At 71.8% G+C, this 19,071-nt stretch carries 17 protein-coding genes and 2 tRNA genes; 15 read left to right on the top strand and 4 right to left on the bottom strand.

All coding sequences use genetic code 11. The annotated features are described in order from the left end of the window. The first annotated feature begins 45 nt into the window (after nt 1-45). Together guaA and LO763_RS18460 are read left to right on the top strand one after the other, a co-directional pair. Nucleotides 46-1,590, top strand: a complete 1,545-nt coding sequence (guaA, locus tag LO763_RS18465; RefSeq protein ID WP_230787022.1) for a glutamine-hydrolyzing GMP synthase — start codon at nt 46-48, stop codon at nt 1,588-1,590. 55 nt (nt 1,591-1,645) lie between these two features. Further along, nucleotides 1,646-2,566, top strand: coding sequence for an NUDIX domain-containing protein (locus LO763_RS18460; RefSeq protein ID WP_230787021.1), 921 nt, complete (start codon nt 1,646-1,648; stop codon nt 2,564-2,566). 114 nt (nt 2,567-2,680) lie between these two features. On the opposite strand, the gene LO763_RS18455 is transcribed toward LO763_RS18460, so the two are convergent. Continuing rightward, the gene (locus LO763_RS18455; protein ID WP_230787020.1) at nt 2,681-3,931 is read right to left on the bottom strand and encodes a phosphatidylserine decarboxylase; all 1,251 of its coding nucleotides are present in this window, start codon (nt 3,929-3,931) and stop codon (nt 2,681-2,683) included. Nucleotides 3,932-4,171: 240 nt separating this feature from the next. Between LO763_RS18455 and LO763_RS18450 the strand changes: the two genes are divergently transcribed. From LO763_RS18450 to pcrA, 4 genes are all read left to right on the top strand, one after another. Then, the gene (locus LO763_RS18450) at nt 4,172-5,293 is read left to right on the top strand and encodes a Cys-Gln thioester bond-forming surface protein (protein WP_230787018.1); all 1,122 of its coding nucleotides are present in this window, start codon (nt 4,172-4,174) and stop codon (nt 5,291-5,293) included. A gap of 388 nt (nt 5,294-5,681) precedes the next feature. Beyond that, on the top strand, nt 5,682-6,791 hold the full coding sequence (locus LO763_RS18445; protein WP_230787014.1) for a Cys-Gln thioester bond-forming surface protein: 1,110 nt from the start codon (nt 5,682-5,684) through the stop codon (nt 6,789-6,791). Nucleotides 6,792-7,029: 238 nt separating this feature from the next. After that, entirely contained in the window at nt 7,030-7,296 is a 267-nt protein-coding gene (locus tag LO763_RS18440; protein WP_230787011.1) for a chorismate mutase, read from the top strand. 215 nt (nt 7,297-7,511) lie between these two features. Continuing rightward, complete coding sequence (gene pcrA / locus LO763_RS18435) at nt 7,512-9,740, top strand: DNA helicase PcrA (protein ID WP_230787010.1); 2,229 nt, start codon at nt 7,512-7,514, stop codon at nt 9,738-9,740. A gap of 38 nt (nt 9,741-9,778) precedes the next feature. On the opposite strand, the gene LO763_RS18430 is transcribed toward pcrA, so the two are convergent. Both LO763_RS18430 and LO763_RS18425 read right to left on the bottom strand, forming a co-directional pair. Further along, nucleotides 9,779-10,585: a M23 family metallopeptidase gene (locus LO763_RS18430; protein ID WP_230787008.1), complete on the bottom strand. Its 807-nt coding sequence runs from the start codon at nt 10,583-10,585 to the stop codon at nt 9,779-9,781. A 193-nt stretch (nt 10,586-10,778) separates the two neighbouring features. Then, entirely contained in the window at nt 10,779-11,762 is a 984-nt protein-coding gene (locus LO763_RS18425; RefSeq protein WP_230787007.1) for a biliverdin-producing heme oxygenase, read from the bottom strand. A 273-nt stretch (nt 11,763-12,035) separates the two neighbouring features. Here LO763_RS18425 and LO763_RS18420 point away from each other — a divergent pair, with 273 nt between their 5' ends. The 7 genes from LO763_RS18420 to LO763_RS18390 all read left to right on the top strand — a co-directional run bounded on the left by LO763_RS18420 (nt 12,036) and on the right by LO763_RS18390 (nt 16,262). Next, on the top strand, nt 12,036-12,266 hold the full coding sequence (locus tag LO763_RS18420; protein WP_230787005.1) for a hypothetical protein: 231 nt from the start codon (nt 12,036-12,038) through the stop codon (nt 12,264-12,266). A gap of 35 nt (nt 12,267-12,301) precedes the next feature. Next, nucleotides 12,302-14,833: a putative bifunctional diguanylate cyclase/phosphodiesterase gene (locus LO763_RS18415; protein ID WP_230787003.1), complete on the top strand. Its 2,532-nt coding sequence runs from the start codon at nt 12,302-12,304 to the stop codon at nt 14,831-14,833. A 98-nt stretch (nt 14,834-14,931) separates the two neighbouring features. Then, a tRNA-Thr gene (locus LO763_RS18410) sits at nt 14,932-15,004 on the top strand. Nucleotides 15,005-15,079: 75 nt separating this feature from the next. Then, nucleotides 15,080-15,151 (top strand) — tRNA-Met (locus LO763_RS18405). A 96-nt stretch (nt 15,152-15,247) separates the two neighbouring features. After that, entirely contained in the window at nt 15,248-15,418 is a 171-nt protein-coding gene (gene rpmG / locus LO763_RS18400) for a 50S ribosomal protein L33 (RefSeq protein WP_091052442.1), read from the top strand. A 17-nt stretch (nt 15,419-15,435) separates the two neighbouring features. After that, the gene (locus LO763_RS18395) at nt 15,436-15,849 is read left to right on the top strand and encodes an FAS1-like dehydratase domain-containing protein (RefSeq protein ID WP_230787001.1); all 414 of its coding nucleotides are present in this window, start codon (nt 15,436-15,438) and stop codon (nt 15,847-15,849) included. Further along, nucleotides 15,846-16,262: a MaoC/PaaZ C-terminal domain-containing protein gene (locus LO763_RS18390; RefSeq protein WP_255672741.1), complete on the top strand. Its 417-nt coding sequence runs from the start codon at nt 15,846-15,848 to the stop codon at nt 16,260-16,262. The genes LO763_RS18395 and LO763_RS18390 overlap by 4 nt, the downstream gene beginning before the upstream one ends. Here the strand turns inward: LO763_RS18390 and LO763_RS18385 are convergent. Continuing rightward, on the bottom strand, nt 16,249-17,175 hold the full coding sequence (locus LO763_RS18385; protein WP_230786999.1) for a 3-hydroxyacyl-CoA dehydrogenase family protein: 927 nt from the start codon (nt 17,173-17,175) through the stop codon (nt 16,249-16,251). The two genes, LO763_RS18390 and LO763_RS18385, sit on opposite strands and share 14 nt — an antisense overlap. Before the next feature lie 147 nt (nt 17,176-17,322). On the opposite strand from LO763_RS18385, the gene LO763_RS18380 reads away from it, so the two are divergent. Together LO763_RS18380 and LO763_RS18375 are read left to right on the top strand one after the other, a co-directional pair. Next, nucleotides 17,323-17,904 carry a cob(I)yrinic acid a,c-diamide adenosyltransferase gene (locus LO763_RS18380; RefSeq protein ID WP_230786998.1) on the top strand — a complete coding sequence of 194 codons (582 nt, stop codon included), beginning with the start codon at nt 17,323-17,325 and terminating at the stop codon, nt 17,902-17,904. A 160-nt stretch (nt 17,905-18,064) separates the two neighbouring features. Then, complete coding sequence (locus LO763_RS18375; protein WP_230786996.1) at nt 18,065-19,051, top strand: ABC transporter substrate-binding protein; 987 nt, start codon at nt 18,065-18,067, stop codon at nt 19,049-19,051. The last annotated feature ends 20 nt before the right edge of the window (nt 19,052-19,071 follow it).

Genomic DNA, 19,071 nt, shown 5'->3' with positions numbered 1-19,071 from the left:
GCCGCGCCTTCCGGTGCGAGACCGACTACCGGTTACGCTGGTGTCATGCGACAAACGGTGCTGGTGGTCGACTTCGGGGCCCAATACGCGCAGCTCATCGCGCGGCGCGTGCGCGAGGCCCACGTCTACTCGGAGATCGTGCCCTCCTCGATGCCCGCGAGCGAGATGCTCGCCAAGGAGCCGGCCGCGATCATCCTCTCGGGCGGTCCTTCGAGCGTGTACGCCGAGGGCGCCCCGCAGGTGGACGCGGCCCTGTTCGAGGCCGGGGTGCCGGTGCTCGGCATCTGCTACGGCTTCCAGGCCATGGCCCGGGCCCTGGGCGGCACGGTCGCCAGGACCGGGGCGTCCGAGTACGGCGGGACCGAGCTCGACGTCGTGTGCCCCTCCAAGCTCCTCGCCGGGCTCCCCGAGCACCAGTCGGTGTGGATGAGCCACGGCGACTCGGTCACCGAGGCCCCCGAGGGCTTCACGGTCGTCGCGGGCACCGCGGGCGCGCCGGTCGCGGCGTTCGAGAACCTCGAGTCGCGCCTGGCCGGCGTCCAGTACCACCCCGAGGTGGCGCACACGCCCCACGGGCAGGCGGTCATCCGCCACTTCCTGCACGACATCGCCGGGATCAAGCCGAACTGGACGAACGCGGCGATCATCGACGAGCAGGTCGCCCTCATCCGCGAGCAGGTCGGCGACCGGCGGGTGCTGTGCGCCCTGTCCGGCGGCGTGGACTCCTCGGTCGCGGCGGCGCTCGTGCACCGCGCCGTGGGGGACCGGCTCACGTGCGTGTTCGTCGACCACGGGCTGCTGCGCGCCGGCGAGGCCGAGCAGGTCGAGAAGGACTACGCGCAGCTCACCGGCATCGACGTGCGCACCGTCGACGTCGCGGAGCAGTTCCTGGCGGCCCTCAAGGGCGTCACGGACCCCGAGGAGAAGCGCAAGATCATCGGCCGCGAGTTCATCCGGACCTTCGAGGCGGCCGCGCGCGAGATCGCCGAGGAGCAGTCCATCGACTTCCTCGTCCAGGGGACCCTGTACCCGGACGTGGTCGAGTCGGGCGGCGGCACCGGCACCGCGAACATCAAGAGCCACCACAACGTGGGCGGGCTCCCCGACGACCTCCAGTTCGACCTGGTGGAGCCGCTGCGGACCCTGTTCAAGGACGAGGTGCGCGCGATCGGCCTCGAGCTGGGGCTGCCCGAGGCGATGGTGTGGCGCCACCCGTTCCCGGGCCCGGGCCTCGGCATCCGCATCGTGGGCGAGGTCACGGGCGAGCGGCTCGACCTGCTCAAGGCCGCCGACGCGATCGCCCGCGCCGAGCTGACCGCCGCCGGGCTCGACCGCTCCGTGTGGCAGTTCCCGGTGGTGCTGCTCGCGGACGTGCGCAGCGTCGGCGTCCAGGGCGACGGCCGCACCTACGGGCACCCGATCGTGCTGCGCCCGGTCTCGTCCGAGGACGCGATGACCGCGGACTGGTCCCGCCTGCCGTACGAGCTGCTGGCGAAGATCTCCACGCGCATCACCAACGAGGTCGCCGGCGTCAACCGGGTCGTGCTGGACGTCACCAGCAAGCCCCCGGGCACCATCGAGTGGGAGTAGCCGCGGAGCTCGCGAGCTTCGCCGCGGTGCGCCGATCACGCCGTACAGTTGAGGGATGCAATTCCGGATAGCTGCGTACGGGGAGGTCCGTGACGAGAACGGCCGGGTGCTGCTGACCCGCAGGAGGCGGACGGGGCGCGAAGCGGGCCCCTGGCATCTGCCCGGCGGGGTCATCGACCACGGCGAGCCGCCGAAGCGGGCCGCCGAGCGCCTGGTCGGCGAGCACACCGGCTACGAGGTCGCCGTCGGCGCCGCCCGTGAAGCGGTGGCCGTCGCCAGGCGCGGCGTCCACACCAACGCGATCATCTACACCGCCGAAGTCGCCGGCGGGCCCGAGTTCGAGGCCGCCGGGGAGGACGCCGAGTGGGTCGACCCGGCCCGCGCCGCGGCCGAGCCGCACTCGCCGTTCGTCTCCGCGTGCCTGGGCCTGGCCGACGACCGGCTCGCCGGGCGCGTCGACAAGGCGCCGCAGGAGACGCGGCCCGTCCCGCCCTCGAAGGCGAAGAAGGGCCGGCGCCGGCGCGGCCAGCGCTTCGGCGCGTACGGGGTCGTCGCCGACGTGGGGGGCCGGGTCCTGCTCGCCCGGATCGCCGAGGGCTACCCCGGCGGCGGCACCTGGCACCTGCCCGGCGGCGGGGTCGACTTCGGGGAGTCGCCGCGCGCGGCCGTCTCCCGCGAGATCTACGAGGAGACCGGCCAGGAGGCCCTGGTCGGCGACCTGCTCAACGTGACGTCGTTCCGGCACCGCCGCGCGATCGGCCCCGAGGGGTACCCGCTGGACTGGCACGGGGTGCGCGCGATCTACTCCGCGACGGTGCCCGACCCGTCCGCGGCGCAGGTGGTCGAGGCCGCGGGCGGCTCCACCAGCGAGTCGCGCTGGTGGGACGCCGACGCGCTCGACGGCCTGCCCTTGTCGGCCGCGGTCGAGGACGCCCTCCAGGTCGTGGACCTGAAGAACCTCGCCGCCCAGGCCTGAGGGCCCGCCCGGCCCGTCCTGCCAGGGCCTTCAGTCGCGACACCGGTATCCGGAGGCCCTGCGGGCGAACGGGGGGACTCGGACACCGCCTCGCCCGGGGGCCTGCCGCAGGCCCTACCGCCAGCGGGCGATGACCGTCTCGCCGCCGCGCACCGGGTCGCCCGGGTCCACGACCGCTTCGGCGGCGCCCGCGGGCAGGTACACGTCGGTGCGCGAGCCGAACCTGATGAGGCCGTAGCGCTCGCCCTTGGCGACCGACGCGCCCGGCTTGGAGCGGTTGACGATGCGCCGCAGCACCGCGCCGGTCCGCTGGGCCGTGACGACGCGCCCGCGCGCGGTCGACACCACCGTGTAGCAGGCCGCGTTGTGCTCGGCCTCGGCCAGGCTCACCTTCGCGTAGCCGCCCTTCTCGGTGAACACGTCGACGACCTCGCCCGCGACCGGGGCGCGGTTGATGTGCACGTCGGTGAGCGAGAGTTGGACGGCGATCCGCAGCCACTCGGCGCCCGCGGCGCCGGTGGCCGCGCCGAAGCGCTCGTCCACGACGGTCTCGATCGCCATGACGCGCCCGTCGGAGGCGGCCAGGACCGCTTCGGGCTCGTCGTCCTCGCCGCGCAGGTCCGCCTCGCGCTGCGGGTCGCGGAAGAACGCGGCGACCGGCACGGCCGCCAGCGCGGGCAGCACCCACGCCTTCGAGGACGGCCGGAGCCGCTTCGCGGCCCAGGCGGTCCCGAGGAGGAGCCCGGCGGCGATGACGCCGTTGGAGTCGAGGTGCATCGCGGGGGTCACCGCGACCGAGGAGGCCCGCCAGGCGGGCGCGAGGTCCTCGGCGGGGGCGATCGCGCGCGGCTCGCCCTCGCGCTTGGACGCGGAGCCGATGCGGAGCTTGTGGATGCGCACGGGCGGGAGCGACCGGACGATGAGGTCGGTGCCGATGCCGTACTCGGCCACGAGCTCGGCGATCTCCTCGCGGGCCGGGGCGGTCAGGGTCGCGGCGAAGGAGAGCACGCCGCCGGGCTCGACCTTCTCGCGCAGCAGCTCGATGTCGGCGATGAACGCCTCGGCCTCCACAGTGACCGGCGCGGCGAGCATGACCTCCTCGGCGGGCTCGGCCTCGGCCAGGGACGGGACCGCGGTGACGTTCCCGGCGGTCCAGGAGCCCTCGGCGTCGAGGGCGGTGCGCAGGTCCCCGATGGACGCGGGATCGGCGACGACGGTGAGCCGGTCGGCGGGCATGAGCGCCTCGAGCGCGGCCGTGAGCACCGGGTGGCCCCAGGTCGCGCCCACGACCAGGCCGGACTTGGGACCCCTCCGGCGAGCGAATTCGTCGGTGATGCCGCGAGCGGCGGCTTTCGAGATCGGCATGACTCCGACTATAGAGCGCTCCGCGGCGGGCCCAGGGCCGCGCTCGCGTGTTGCCGAAGAGGTCGGTGTCCATCACTGACTGTTTTGGACCTCGTACTTTCGGAGGATTCTCCACATCGTTCGGCCCAGTGGCCGCGCCGCCGCGCGGGGTCCTCTCGTTTCCCCTCATGTCAGGCGCCTACCGCGGTCGCCTTTCTACCTCACGCACCTCACGTCCGCTCCCAGGAGGACCGAACCACGATGAGACTCAAGACGTTCCGCACCCCGCTCGCCGCGACCGCGGCGCTCGCCGCCGTCCTCACAGGAGGCCCGGCCCTCGCGCAGGAGGAGGCCGAGCCCGTCAGCGGCGACATCGTCACCGCGCCCGGCCTGGAGCTGCGCGGCCGCCTCGACGGGGAGCGGTTCGACGTGTGGGCCAACGTCCTCGGCCTCACGCCGCACGGCACCGAGGAGACCCTGGTGGTCTACTGCATCGACATCCGCACCCCGCTCGACACCGGCAGCCCCTACACCGAGGGCGACTGGGAGGAGTCGGGCGTCGCGAACCTCGAGGCGGTCCGCTGGGTCCTGTTCAACGGGTATCCGAACGCCGCCGCCGCGGACCTCGTCGAGGACGCCGGCGCCGAGGTCAACCCGGACTGGAGCGACGAGGAGGTCGCCGAGGTCGCCTACGCGGGCACCCAGGCCGCCGTCTGGCACTTCACCGACGGCTGGGAGCTCCTGGCCGACAACCCGGTCAAGGGCGGCAACGACGGCGAGGACGAGGCCGTGCTCGCCGTCTACGAGCACCTCACCGAGGACACCGGGCGCGTGCCCGACCCCTCGGAGTTCACCGTGGACCTCGAGGGCGCCGAGGAGGCCGGGTACGAGGACGGCCGGTTCGGGCCCTACACGGTCCGCTCCAACGCCGGGCCGGTCGAGCTGACCGCCGAGGGCGGGCGCCTGGAGACCGCGGACGGCGACGAGGCCGCGTCCCTCGAGGACGGCGAGGAGTTCTGGATCGTCCTCGACGAGGGCGCCGAGGACATCACCGTCAGGGGCACCGCGGCCTACGACCTCCCGGTCGGCCGGGTCTTCCTGGCCACCACCGACGAATCGCTCTCGGGCGACGCGGTCAACCCGATGACGTCCGGCGACTCCCAGAAGCTCATCCTCGCGCAGCCGCGCGAGGGCGAGGTCCCGGCCGAGTGGCGGTTCGCGCTCGACGCGCCGCCGAGCGAGCGGCCCTCCGAGTCGGGCCAGGCGCAGCTGCCGTCTACCGGCGCCAGCCTCACCGTGGCCTTCGCGGCCGGGCTCGCGCTGCTCATCGGCGGCCTGACGGTGATCGCGCTCGGCAGGCGCCGCAAGGCCTCCGCCCACTAGGACCTGAAGGACGCGGGCGCGCTCGACCGCCCGCTGCCGCAGGGGCGTTCCGGACCACGTCGAACGGTCCGGACCCGGGCGCGCCCCGGCGGCTCGAACGAAGGCCCGGCGCATGGTGCGGCCGGGACCGAGGCACGCGATCCGCCTCGGTCCCGGCCACTCGCGCACCATTGGCACCGAAACGCACCAGCACCGGTGCCGCGGCACAAGCCGATGCCGAATCGTTATAGTGGCGCGCCTCATGGAGGACGCGCCGTTTCCGTTGCCCCGCAGTCGAAGCCCAGTTCAAGGAAATACCGGCCCCTAATGCAACCTGCGGGCGGCCGCTAACGTGTCGGATGAAGATTCAACGCGTCAATCCCTCGGAAAAGCAAAGGGACTCTATTCAATGATGACCAAAGCCCTGAAAGGGACGATCGCCGCTGCCGCGGGGATCGCGCTCGGCCTCAGCGGCGTCGCCGCGGCCCAGGCCCAGGACGAGGCCGCAGGCGACGACGTCAGCACCCTCGCGTCCGGCAACGTCGTTCTCGAGGACGGCATCCGCCTCCACGGCCAGAGCCAGGACCCCGAGGCCACGATGATCGGACTCGACCTCGGCGACGGCGAGACCCGCACGGTCTACTGCATCCAGATCGAGGTCGGCCTCCTCGCCGGCAACCTCCACGAGGAGCGCCCGTGGGAGGACATCCCCGTCGAGCAGCTGCCGCTCGTGCTCGGCGTCCTCGTCAACGGCTATGACGGCCACAACGCCGCCGACCTGCTCGCCGCCGCCGGCGTCGACGCGGCGAACCTGGAGGGCTTCAGCGCCGACCAGGTCGCCTACGCGGGCACCCAGGCCGCCATCTGGACCCTGACCGACGGCTGGGTCCTCGAAGCGGACTCCACCGAGGGCGGGGACGCCCTCGACGCCGCCGTCACCACCATCAAGCAGTACCTGATCGACAACTCCGAGCCGGTCGACGAGCCCGACTTCGAGCCGTCCTTCGAGGTCGACGACTCCGCGGCCGTGGCCGAGGGCACCAAGGTCGGCCCCTTCACCGTGTCCACCAACTTCGACTCGGTGACCTTCGCGCAGCCCGAGGGCGCGACCGTCGTGGACGAGAACGGCGAGGAGGTCACCTCCTTCACCGACGGCCAGACCTTCTACGTCGAGTTCGCCGAGGAGAAGGACGCCACCGTCACCCTCGTGACCGACACGCTCACCTGGACGACCCAGGCCGGGCGCACCTTCGTGCCCGTCGACGAGAACGCCGAGGGCGTCGAAGGCCAGCGCCTCATCCTCGCCGAGGCCCACACCTCCGAGTACGCCGCCGAGATCGAGTTCGAGATCGCCGTCGAGGAGGCGCCCTCCGAGTCGCCCAAGCCCGAGCTGCCCGTCACCGGTTCGAGCCTGACCACCGTCGCCTCCGTCGGCGGCGCGGTCCTGCTCGCCGGCGTCGTCGCGCTGGTGCTCATGCGCCGCCGCCGCGCCGCCGCCAACTGGGGCTCGGACGCCTAACGGCAGACGAACACCGCGATGATCGCCACACGCCCGCTGGTCAGACCGGCGGGCGTGTGGCATACTTGGCCCGTGATTCGCAGCGCGCGATTTTACTTTTACTACGGCACGGATCGTCCGAGCCGTAGGTCTTCGCGCTGAACACAGACCTACAGCCCCGGGCGGACCGCCCGGGGTTTTTGCACGCCCAGGGCCACCGCCCGGAGTCCGATCCGCATCGCTCTTAGGAGAAGCCCTGATGACCACCACCAGCACCGAAACCGTTCCCGAGGAGCTCGCCGAGCTCCGCGTCGAGATCGACGCGCTCGACACCGAGATCCTGCGGCTGTGGCAGCGCCGCGCCGAGGTGTCGAAGCGGATCGGCCAGATCCGCATGGCCAACGGCGGCACCCGTCTGGTCCTCGACCGCGAGCGGGCCATCCTCGAGAAGTACCGCCAGGCACTCGGCGACGACGGCATCCAGATCGCGATGCTCGTGCTCCGAGCGGGCCGCGGGCCGCTGTAAGGGGGCACAGCGCCGCCGAGGCCCGGGTGGGCCGCCCGAGAGAAAATCTGAGCTGCGGCTGGACTCGTCGCAAGTACGCTCCGCAGAGCTCCGCCAACGTACTGGCTCCTCACCAGCCTTGTCAGATTTCCACTCGAACGGCCCCTATGGTCCGGACCCGCCCGGGTCCGCCGCGGTTCCGGCCGCGTCGGGGGCGAGGGGCATAATCGTCAGTGATGAACGACCTTCTGACCGGCCTCAATGAACCGCAACGCCAAGCCGTCGAGCACGCCGGGTCGCCGCTGCTCATCGTCGCGGGCGCGGGCTCGGGCAAGACCCGCGTCCTCACCCACCGCATCGCCCACCTGCTGGCCGAGCGGGGCGCCCACCCCGGCGAGATCCTCGCGATCACCTTCACGAACAAGGCCGCCGCCGAGATGCGCGAGCGCGTCGACGACCTCATCGGTCCGCGCTCTCGCGCCATGTGGGTCCTCACCTTCCACTCCGCGTGCCTGCGCATCCTGCGCCGCGAGGCCCACCGCCTCGGCTGGAAGTCCAGCTTCACGATCTACGACACCGACGACGCCCGCAGGCTCCTGACCCAGATCGTCAAGGACCTCGGCCTCGACTCGAAGAAGCACTCCCCGCGCTGGCTCGCCGCCGAGATCTCCCGGCTCAAGAACGAGCTCATCGGCCCCGACCAGGCCGCCTCGGCCGCCGACGACGCCCGCGCCCGGCTCGTCGCCGACGTCTACTCGCAGTACGACGAGCGGCTGCGCCTGGCCCAGGCCGTCGACTTCGACGACATCATCGGCTCCACCGTGCACCTGTTCCGGTCCTTCCCGGAGGTGGCCAAGTCCTACCGGATGCGGTTCCGGCACGTGATGGTCGACGAGTACCAGGACACCAACCACGCCCAGTACACGCTCGTGCGCGAACTGGTCGGCACCGGCGACGACCGGGCCGAGCTGTGCGTGGTCGGCGACGCCGACCAGTCGATCTACGCCTTCCGGGGCGCGACCATCCGCAACATCATCGAGTTCGAGCGGGACTTCCCGGACGCGAAGACGATCCTCCTGGAGCAGAACTACCGCTCCACGCAGACGATCCTCGACGCCGCCAACGGCGTCATCCGCAACAACACCGAGCGCGGGCGCGAGAAGCGGCTGTGGAGCGACGAGGGCCCCGGCGGGCGCATCCTCGGGCACACCGGCGACAACGAGCACGACGAGGCCGCGTGGGTCGCGGGCCGCATCGACGAGCTCGCCGACGCGGGGGAGACGAGCTTCGGCGACACCGCGATCTTCTACCGCACCAACGCCCAGTCGCGCGCCTTCGAAGAGGTGTTCGTGCGCCGCGGCATCCCGTACAAGGTCGTCGGCGGCGTCCGCTTCTACGAGCGCAAAGAGGTCCGCGACATGCTCGCCTACCTCAAGCTCACCGCGAACCCCGACGACACGGTCTCGGCCATGCGCGTCGTCAACGTGCCCAAGCGCGGCGTGGGCGACCGGGCCGTCGCCGAAGTCGAGGCGCTCGCGGCGCGGCTGCGGATCTCCTTCCCGGCGGCGCTGCACCGCGTCGACGAGGCCCCCGGGGTCTCCGGGCGCGCCCGCACCGGCATCAAGCGGTTCTGCGAGATCGTCGACGCCGCGACCGAGCTCGCCCGGACCGCGCCGCCCGAGGAGGTGCTCGACAAGCTGATCGCCGACACCGGGTACCTCGAAGGGCTCGAGCAGTCCAAAGACCCGCAGGACGAGGGGCGCATCGAGAACCTCCAGGAGCTCGTCGCGGTGGCCCACGAGTTCACCGAGCAGGTCGTGCGCGGCACCACCGATGACGACGAGGCGGACCTCGCCGCGGACGTGCCGTCCTTCCTGGAGCACGTCGCGCTCGTCTCCGACGCCGACTCGATCCCCGACCCCGAGTCGCAGGAGGGCGGGGTCGTCACCCTCATGACCCTCCACACCGCGAAGGGCCTGGAGTTCGACACGGTGTTCCTCACCGGCCTCGACGACGGCCTGTTCCCGCACGAGCGGTCCATGAGCAGGCCCGGCGACATGGAGGAGGAGCGGCGCCTCGCGTACGTCGGCCTCACCAGGGCCCGCAAGCACCTGCACCTGACGCGGGCCGGGACCCGGAACGTGTTCGGTCAGCCGCAGTACTACGCGGCCAGCCGGTTCCTCGCCGAGATCCCCGGGGACCTCGTCGAGTGGTCCGAGTCCGCGCCGCCGGCGCGGGTGGTGCGGTCGAAGCTGCCGGCCTCGTTCGGGCAGCAGATCGTGATGCGCAACGCCGCGGACGTCCCGTCGCTCGACGTCGGCGACCGGGTCTCCCACGACAAGTGGGGCCTCGGACGCGTGGTCGAGCTCAAGGGCTCGGGCCCGCGGGCCCAGGCGCGCATCGACTTCGGCGACGGCGAGCCCAAATGGGTGATCATGCGCCTGGCGCCGATCAGCAAGCTGTAGCACTCGCCCGGCGGACCGCGCGGTCCGCCGGGCGAACGCTAGCGCAGGTCCAGTCCGGACTCGGCGAGGTAGTTCAGGGGCTCGACCGGCTGCCCGCCCACGTGCACCTCGAAGTGCACGTGGGAGCCGAACGAGTGCCCGGTGTTCCCGGCGTTCGCGATCTGGCCGCCGCCCTCCACCTGATCGCCGGGGGCGACGACCACTTCGGAGTTGTGCGCGTAGTAGGTCTCGACGCCGTCGCCGTGGTCGATGACCACGAGGTTCCCGAAGCCGGACTCCCACCCGGCGTACACGACGGTGCCCGGGTAGGCGGCGTAGACCGGGTCGCCGGTCTCGGCGTCGAAGTCGACGCCGTTGTGGTTGCGGCCCCAGCGCTGGCCGAACAGGGACGTGATGGTGATCCGGTCGAGCATCGGCGTCCACTTGACCTGGGCGTCCTGCGCGGTGACCGGGGAGGTCCGGGCGGGCTCGACCGCCGGCGCGACCTCCCCCGGCCCGTCCGGCGCGGGCGCCGCGGCCGGATCGGCCGTCCCCGTCGCACCGGTCGTGCCCGGCGCGGCCTGCTCGGGGGCGCTCGCCTCGGCCGCGAGCGCCGCGATGTCGCTCACCGCCTGCGAGGCCCCCTCGCGGGGCTCCTCGGCGGGCAGGCCCGCGGTGGCGGCCATGGCGACGACGGACGCCCCGGCGACGGCCGACCCGACCACCGCGGTGTAGCGGCGCTGGGTCCCCGCCAGCAGCGGCGTGAGTTCTGCGGCCCACGAGGCGCGGTGCTGGCCCCTCGTGCGGTGCGGCCGGGCGGCGTGACGCCTGATCGTGTAGGCGGCCACCGGTCCGGTGTCGGACAATCTTGCCTCCGGGTCCGTGGCGTTGCCCATCGGAGGCGCCCCGGGGCCGGGCCGCGGTGCGGCCGGGACGCCGGGGGGCCGTCCGTGGACTTGGCAACCGGGACACCGTAACGCCGCGTGCGGCGGACGGGCGAGATGCGTCACCGACCGGCGTGTCGCGACAATCCGGACATCACGGGGCGGTAGTGGCCGGTCAGTCCGCCCGCCGCCCCTTCGACTCGGTGAAGAGGCGGACGATCTCGGGGCGGACCTCGGCGCGCTCGGACAGCGGTGCGGCCCAGGCGATGCGGACCGGGACCTCGGTCCCGCCGACGAGGGCGGCGAAGTCGGCGCCCTCGCCGTCGAAGCCGGTCATGCGGGCCGACCCGGCGTCCGGGACGCCGCCGGCGCCCTGGCAGATCACGAGCGTGTCGGCGGCGTGGTCGGTGTTCATGTGGTGGCAGATCGCTGCGATCACCTTGGGGGAGAAGGGGTTCTTGTCGAGGCGGGCGCCGAGCGCCGCGAGCACCGCGCCGTTGTGGTCGTAGGCCGCGAGGACCTCCGCGATGAGGCGCTCCCGGTCCTCGGGCGGCAGGTCGAGGGCGTCGAGGCGGGAGCGGTACTCGTCCTTGAAGGACTTCGGGCTGGCGATGCCCTCGAACGAGTAGAAGGACGCGCCCTCGCCGTCGAAGCCGAAGCTGCGGCGCGCGGCCCTGCCGAAGGCCTGCCCGCCGGAGAGGTCGCCGAGGTAGCGGGTGTAGGCGTGGGCGATGTAGCCGCCGGGGCCCTCGGCGCAGGCGGCGTTGATCCGGTCCACATAGGCGCGGGTCTCGGGGAGCGGCTCGATGCCGGAGCGCCACTTCGGCCCCATGAGGAAGGCCAGGTCCCGCTCGATCGCGCCCCGGCGCGCCAGTTCGCCGAAGACGAAGGGGCCGGCCACCGGATCGTCCGCGTAGCGCTCGGCCGCCGCCTCGATCGCCTCGTAGACGAAGAACTGCTGCGCGTGCCAGCGGGTGTAGTCGTCCACGCCGAGCGAGCCGTCGAAGAGCCGGTCGAACACGCCGGGGGAGCGGTCGGCCGCGTCGGCGGAGGGGTCCAGGCCCTGGTGGCGCGACCAGGAGGCCTCGCGGATGCGGGCGGAGAAGGGGGTGGCGGCGGTGCTCGCCGGCTCGTTCGCGGCGGCGGTGTCTGCAGGCATGCGCGGGTTCCTTGTCGAGCGGCGGTCGTGTTCAAGGGTAAGGCGAGCCTAACCTACAACGGCGAGGTGTGGCCCGTCGAGCGAAGGAGCGACCCGTGAGCGAACGCCGTCACCGCATCGGCGACAATGGTCGGGTCGCGCCCGCGCGCGCGGCAGATCCAGAAAGAGCACGAGAATCACGGTCGCAAGCCTTCCCTAGTGCGAGCCGACTGTGGCACCATGGGCTCAACTGGTCCCCTTGACAGAACGTTCCCACACCTCACGGGAGGCCTCGTGAAACCGGTCAGACTACTCAAGAAGCTCGGCGCCGCCCTCGCCGTGGGCTTTATCGCGCTCGGCCTGATCGCCGGAACCGCCTCCGCCGCAAGCGCCGACGGCGTCTCCGGTGAGATCTCCAGGGTCGCCGCGCCCGCCGACGAGCACGAGGACACCAACGGCGGGGTCTCGGGCGAGATCTCCGACGCCGTCACCCTCTCGGGCGGAGTCTCCGGCGAGATCAGCTAGCTGACGCCGGAGCACCAGGACATGGTCGACACGCGATGCCGGTGATCAGGGACCGCTACCCAGTACTGTTCCGGGTCCTGCCCCGCGTGATCTCAGGGTTCATGGTCGCCGCCGGCATCGGCGGCCTGGCCTACCTCGGGCCCCCCGTGACCTTCCCCGTGCTCCAGCTCGTCCCGTTCGTCGCGGCGTTCGTCGTGTGCCAGGGCCTGCTGGTCCAGCACGACGCCCGCGGCATGCGGATCGCGTTCAACCTCACCGACATCCCGCTGGTCATCGCCCTGTTCTACCTGCCGCCCTTCTGGGTGGTCGCGACCAAGTGCTTCGCCTCCGTGCTGTTCTACGGCTGGCGGTACGTCCGCGAGGACATCGGGCTCCTCAAGCCGCTGTTCAACATCGGCCTCATCACCGCGGGCACCACGGTCACCGTGCTGTACGTGCGGTACCTCGGGGTCGGCGCGGTCTCCGACCCGCGCACCTGGCTGGTGCTGGTCTCGGCGATCGTCATCACCGGCATCGTCACCACGGTCTTCATCTCGATCATGCTGTACGCGCTGTCGGGTTGGGACAGCGTCGTCAAGGCCTGGATCGGGTTCGCGCTCACCCTCGTCGGGCCCGTGCTCGGCGCGTGCGTGGGCGTCATGTTCCTGGTGCTCCTGCACGCCACCATGTGGTCGGGCGTCCTCATCGGGTTCGTGGTCCTCGCGTTCGTGTACCTCGCGCGCTCGTACATGGCGCTGCGCCGCCAGCGCCACGTCCTGCGCGAGCTCAACGACTTCACGCAGCTGGTGGTCGACTCGGTGCGATCCAACCGGCTCATCGACGCGATGCTCGGGCGGCTGCGCGACATCCTCTCGGCCGAGTCGGCGACCGTGTGGGTCCCCGCCTCCGGGCGCTACCCGCCCATCCGGCTCACCTCCGCGCTCGACGACGCCGGGCTCACCGACCTCGACCCGATCCCCGACGACCTCCAGCGCGAGGTCATGGACTCCGGCAAGGGCCTGCTGCTCAGCCCCAAGAACGGCACGCGCGCGCAGCGCGAGGTCCTGGAGGCCGCCGGGCTGCGCGGCGCCATGCTCGTGCCGCTGCGCTCGGGCGACGAGGTCTACGGCTGCCTCTCGGTGGCCGACCGCATCGGCGGCGAGCTCTCGCACTTCGTGCCCGCCGACCTCCAGCTGATGGAGACCATCGCCGCGAACGTCGGCATCGCCGTCCAGAACGAGCGCCTGCTCGACCAGCTGCGCTACGACGCCTACCACGACCCGCTCACCCGGCTCCCCAGCCGCCGCCGGTCGCTCGCCGCGCTCCAGGAGGCGCTGTCGATCACCGTGCCCGGCGAGGTCGTGGCCGTCCTCATGTTCGATGTGGACGGACTCCACGAGATCAACGACGCGCTCGGCCACGAGGCCGGCGACACGGCGCTCGTCGAGTTCGCGCACCGCCTCAAGGCGCACGCGCCCGCCGGGTCGTTCCTCGGCCGCATCGACTCCGACGAGTTCATCCTCCAGACCCGCCTGGCCTCGACCGAGGACGCCGTCGAGTGCGCCCGCCGCCTGCGCGGCGAGATCCAGGGGCCCTTCGAGGTGGGCGGGGTCGCCGTGAGCCTCTCGGCCGCCGTGGGCGTGGTCACGCACCCCGACTTCGCCGCGGACGCCGACGAGCTGCTCAAACGCGCCGACGGCGCCACCCGGCAGGCCAAGGGCGCCGCCGACGGCGTCCGGCTCTACCACGCCGGGCTCGAGTCCGAGAGCCTGCGCCGCATCGGCCTCGCCGCCGACCTGCGCCGGGCCCTCGACCGCCGCGAGCTCGAAGTGCACTTCCAGCCGAAGGTCAAGCTCGACCGCGCCCTCGACAGCCCCGGCGCGATCGTGGGCGCCGAGGCCCTGGTGCGCTGGCCGCACCCCGAGTTCGGGCTCGTCGCCCCCGAGGAGTTCATCCCCATCGCCGGGTCCACCGGGCAGCTGGGGCAGCTCACCGAGACCGTGCTCGACGAGGCGCTGCGCCGCGCCGCCGAGTGGGCCGGCGAGGACGGGCCGCTGCCGATGGCGGTGAACCTGTCGCCGCGCACGCTCACCGACGCGACCTTCCCCGACAAGGTCGCGGCCCTGCTGGAGCGGCACGGGGTCCCCGCCGACCGGCTCACGTTCGAGATCACCGAGGACGACGTCGTCGCGGGGGAGCCGCGGCTCGCGCCCGCGCTCGACCGGCTCCACGAGATGGGCGTGCGGCTGTCGGTGGACGACTTCGGCACCGGGTACTCCTCGCTGGCGTACCTGCGGCGGCTGCCGGTCCAGGAGATCAAGATCGACCTCAGGTTCGTGCAGGGCATGGCCACCGACGCCGACGACCGGGCGATCGTGGAGGCCGTGCTGGGCCTGGCCCGGCACTTCGCGATCGGCGTCGTCGCCGAGGGCATCGAGGCCCACCAGACCGTCGAGCAGCTGCGGGACCTCGAGTGCGAGGTCGGCCAGGGGTACTACTTCTCGCGCCCGCTGCCGCCCGACCGCTTCGCGACCTGGCTCGACAGCCAGGGCGGGGGCCGGGACCGGACGCGCCTGCGGGTGGTCTGAGGAGGGCGCTGTGGCCCGCGCCGCAGGGCGGGGCCCGGTTCGGCGGACCGGCCGCCGTCATGTACTCTTGTCAAGGCCGCGAGGGAAGCCTCGCGAACGCCCCCTTAGCTCAGTCGGCAGAGCGTCTCCATGGTAAGGAGAAGGTCTACGGTTCGATTCCGTAAGGGGGCTCGGAGACACCTCGGAGCGCGAGCGAACAGGTGTCGGACTGCTCACCCAGAGCCAATCTGGCGGCAGTGGGCACACGGCGGTGTAGCTCAGTGGTAGAGCAAACGACTCATAATCGTTGTGTCGGCAGTTCGATCCTGCCCATCGCTACTTTTGGCAAACGGCGACCACTGCGTTACGCTGGTCGCCGTTTTGTTTTGCAGGGAGAACCCGCCCACCGGCGGGTTCCATCAGAGGAAGGCACTCATCGTGGCCAAGGCTACCGACGTCCGCCCCAAGATCACCATGGCGTGCGTGGAGTGCAAGGAGCGCAACTACATCACGAAGAAGAACCGGCGGAACAACCCCGACCGGCTCGAGCTCAAGAAGTACTGCCCGCGCTGCAAGACCTCGCAGGTCCACAAAGAGACCCGCTAGTCTTACCGCCCGGCGCCATGCTCAACACTTCGTATGTGGGCCGGTCCTTGCCGACCACCGAGCCGGTGTCGATCACCGCTGACGCGGTGACGCGTTTCGCGCAGGCCCTGGGCCTGGACGACCACGGGACGGTTCCCCCTACATTCCTCATATCGCTCACGCTGCCCGCGGCGGAGCGGCTCATCGACGACCCCGAGTTCGGGCTCGACTGGAGCCGCGTCCTGCACCGCGAGCAGCGCTTCGCGTACCACCGGGAGCTCCGGGCGGGCGCGGCGGTGTCGTGCGCCGTGGTGATCGAGTCGATCAAGACCGTCGCCGGGAACGACCTCCTGTCGCTGCGCACCGAGGTGACCGACGCCGAAGGGCTCGCAGCCGAGGTGTGGACCACCCTGTTCGTCGCGGCGGCGACCGGGGAAGGAGACCCCGCATGAGCCTCGACGCCCTCGCGGTCGGCGAGACCGTGTTCACGACGGCCTACCCCGTCACCCGGGCGGACCTCGTCGCCTACGCCGACGCCTCCGGGGACCAGAACCCGATCCACCAGGACGAGGCCGCCGCGAAGGCCGCCGGGCTGCCCGACGTCATCGCCCATGGCATGTACACGATGGGCCTGGTCTCCCGCGCCGTGCTCGAATGGGCCGCCGGGGCCGGGGTCGACGCGCGCCTCACCGACTTCTCCGCGCGGTTCGCCAAGCCCGTGGTCGTGCCCGCCGGCGGCACCACCGTCGAGGTCGAGGCGAAGGTGCGCCGGCTCGACGGGCGCTCGGTCGAACTGGCGATGACCGTCACCAGCGAAGGCGAGAAGGTGCTCGCCCCCTCGCGCGCGACCCTCACCGCGAACTAGGACGCATGCGCAACGGCGCGGGCCTCGGCCCGCGCCGTTCCGTCGTCCACAGGCCTGTGGATAACCCTTCGTAGTCGAAGAAGCCCTTGCCGCTCTTGCGGCCGATCTCGCCCGCCGCCACGAGGCGGCGGAGCATCGCGGGCGGGAAGAACTTCGGGTCCGCGGTGTCCTCGTAGATGTTCTCGGTCGCGTGCGTGATCACGTCGATGCCGGTGAGGTCGGCGGTCGCGAGCGGCCCCATCGGGTGCCCGAAGCCGAGGCGGCACGCCGTGTCGAGGTCCTCGGCGGAGATCACGCCGTCCTCCACGAGCCGGGCGGCCTCGTTGACGAACGCGCAGATGAGGCGCGTCGTCGCGAAACCCGCGACGTCCCGGTTGACGACCACGCAGGTCTTCCCGGCGGCCTCGGCGAACGCGCGGGCCTTCGCGAGCGCCTCGTCGCCGGTGTGGAGGCCGCGGACGAGCTCGCAGAGCCGCATCATCGGGACCGGCGAGAAGAAGTGGGTGCCGACCACGCGCTCGGGGTGCGTGGCGGCCGCGGCGATCTCCGTGATCGGGATCGCGGAGGTGTTCGTGGCGAGCACCGTCTCGGGGGCGCAGACCGCCGAGAGCGTCCGGAAGACCTCCTGCTTGACCGGGAGGCGCTCGAAGACCGCCTCGACGGCGATCTCGGCCCCGGCGGCGGCCTCGAGGCCGGTGGCGGTGGTGATCCGCCCCAGCGCGGCCTCCGCGTCCTCGGCGCTCGTCTTCTCCTTGGCGACGAAGCGGTCGAGGGAGGAGCGGATCGCCGCCAGCGCCCGCTCCAGGGCCCCCTCGTCCGTGTCGATCAGCGTGACGTCCGAACCGCCGAGGCTTGTGACCTGTGCGATTCCGGAGCCCATGAGTCCCGAACCGATTACCGCGACTTGTGTCATGGGGGGAGGCTATACGGTCCGGGCTCGGGGGGTCAATCGCATCGGGATCTGCGAGGGACGCGGCGCCCCCGCACCGGTGCGGCCGTCGCTGGCGCGCGCCGCCCCGCGTCCTCGACCGCGCGGGGCGGAGCGGCTAGGGTCGTGGGCATGGCGGTCAATCTCACCAGGATCTACACGAAGACCGGCGACGACGGCACGACCGGCCTCGCCGACTTCACCCGCGTCCCCAAGACCCACCTCCGGCTCGCCGCGTACGGCGACGTGGACGAGGCCAACGCGTGCATCGGCGCGGCCCTCGCGCTGCACGCCGGGGAGATCGGCGAACCGATGCAGGAGGTCCTCCTCGCGGTCCAGAACGACCTGTTCGACGTCGGTGCGGACCTCTCGACGCCGGTCTCGCCGGACCCGAAGTACCCGCCGCTTCGCATCGACGAGTCCTATGTGACCCGCCTGGAGGGGTGGATCGACGAGGCGAACGCGGACCTGGAGCCGCTGCGCTCGTTCATCCTGCGCGGCGGCACGCCCGGCGCGGCGCTGCTCCACCAGGCGTGCACGGTGGCGCGGCGGGCCGAGCGCTCGGTGTGGGCGCTCCTGGAGGCCGAGCCGGACACGACGCACGCGGTGCCGGTCACCTACCTCAACCGACTCTCCGACCTGCTGTTCGTGCTCGCGCGGCGGGCGAACCCGGGCGGGGACGTGCTGTGGCGGCCGAGGGGCTCGGCCGAGTAGCCAGGGAGCCTTTCGGCGCGTTGTGAAATCGTTACGCCTTTACGGCGGCGTTCTCGCTTGACGGGAGCGGTGGCACGGGTGAGGATATGAACGGTAACATGCGTTCACGTAAATATTGAAAACCCTCACAATCCCCACCTTTCTGAAAGGCGAACCCCCCGTGCTCAAGAAAGTTCTCGCCGGCATCGGCGCCGGCGCACTCCTCTTCGGACTCACGGCCTGCGGCGGCGGTGACGGCGAAGGGGGCGCAGACGAAGGCCTCGTCGTCGGCTTCGCCCAGGTCGGCGCCGAGTCCGCTTGGCGCACCGCCAACTCCACCTCCGTGCAGGACGCCGCGGCGGCGGACGACCGCATCGCCGAGCTGAAGTTCGTCGACGCGCAGCAGGAACAGGAGCGGCAGATCTCCGCGATCCGCGACTTCATCACCCAGCAGGTCGACGTCATCGTCCTGGCACCGGTGGTCGAGACCGGCTGGACCGACGTGCTCCAGGAGGCCGAGGACGCCGGCATCCCCGTCATCCTGGCCGACCGCGGGATCGAGGCCGCCGACGAGGACCTGTACACGACCCGGCTGGGCTCGGACTTCGTCGCGGAGGGCCGCAGCGCCGGCGAGTGGGCCGTCCAGACCTTCGCCGACGACGCCGACGGCACGAAGATCCTCGAGCTCCAGGGCACCACCGGCTCGGCCCCGGCCAACGACCGCAACGCCGGCTTCTTCGAGGTCCTCGACGCCGAGGGCCTGAACTACGAGCTGGTCGACTCGCAGTCGGGCAACTTCACCGCCGAAGAGGGCAAGGCGGTCATGGAGACCTTCATCACCACCCACGCCCTCGACGGCATCGACCTGCTGTACGCCCACAACGACGAGATGGGCCTCGGCGCGATCCAGGCGATCGAGGAGGCCGGCTTCAAGCCCGGCGAGGACATCCAGATCATCATCGTCGACGGCTCCAAGGCCGGGTTCCAGGCCGGCGTCGACGGCAAGCTCAACTACATCGTCGAGTGCAACCCCGTCTTCGGCGAGCAGCTGATGGACGTCGTGGTGCAGGTCGCGAACGGCGACGACGTCGAGAAGTTCACGCCCGTCGAGGAGGGCGTCTTCGACGCCACCCAGTTCGAGGCCGAGCTGCCGAACCGGCAGTTCTAGTTCCGTGAAGTGAGCGTCCG

It is taken from the genome of Glycomyces amatae, assembly GCF_020991375.1.
Classification (GTDB): domain Bacteria; phylum Actinomycetota; class Actinomycetes; order Mycobacteriales; family Micromonosporaceae; genus Glycomyces; species Glycomyces amatae.
The sequence above is the reverse complement of the archived record's forward strand: the minus strand, read 5'-3'. Positions and strand labels throughout refer to the sequence as shown.

Excerpts from the sequence above, each read along its gene's own strand:
- pcrA (WP_230787010.1), top strand. The coding sequence starts at position 7,512 with ATGAACGACCTTCTGACCGGCCTCAATGAACCGCAACGCCAAGCCGTC.
- LO763_RS18380 (WP_230786998.1), top strand. The coding sequence starts at position 17,323 with ATGGCGGTCAATCTCACCAGGATCTACACGAAGACCGGCGACGACGGC.
- LO763_RS18450 (WP_230787018.1), top strand. The coding sequence starts at position 4,172 with ATGAGACTCAAGACGTTCCGCACCCCGCTCGCCGCGACCGCGGCGCTC.
- LO763_RS18425 (WP_230787007.1), bottom strand. The coding sequence starts at position 11,762 with ATGCCTGCAGACACCGCCGCCGCGAACGAGCCGGCGAGCACCGCCGCC.
- LO763_RS18415 (WP_230787003.1), top strand. The coding sequence starts at position 12,302 with ATGCCGGTGATCAGGGACCGCTACCCAGTACTGTTCCGGGTCCTGCCC.
- LO763_RS18440 (WP_230787011.1), top strand. The coding sequence starts at position 7,030 with ATGACCACCACCAGCACCGAAACCGTTCCCGAGGAGCTCGCCGAGCTC.
- LO763_RS18445 (WP_230787014.1), top strand. The coding sequence starts at position 5,682 with ATGATGACCAAAGCCCTGAAAGGGACGATCGCCGCTGCCGCGGGGATC.
- LO763_RS18460 (WP_230787021.1), top strand. The coding sequence starts at position 1,646 with ATGCAATTCCGGATAGCTGCGTACGGGGAGGTCCGTGACGAGAACGGC.
- LO763_RS18385 (WP_230786999.1), bottom strand. The coding sequence starts at position 17,175 with ATGACACAAGTCGCGGTAATCGGTTCGGGACTCATGGGCTCCGGAATC.
- LO763_RS18395 (WP_230787001.1), top strand. The coding sequence starts at position 15,436 with ATGCTCAACACTTCGTATGTGGGCCGGTCCTTGCCGACCACCGAGCCG.
- LO763_RS18390 (WP_255672741.1), top strand. The coding sequence starts at position 15,846 with ATGAGCCTCGACGCCCTCGCGGTCGGCGAGACCGTGTTCACGACGGCC.
- LO763_RS18455 (WP_230787020.1), bottom strand. The coding sequence starts at position 3,931 with ATGCCGATCTCGAAAGCCGCCGCTCGCGGCATCACCGACGAATTCGCT.
- guaA (WP_230787022.1), top strand. The coding sequence starts at position 46 with ATGCGACAAACGGTGCTGGTGGTCGACTTCGGGGCCCAATACGCGCAG.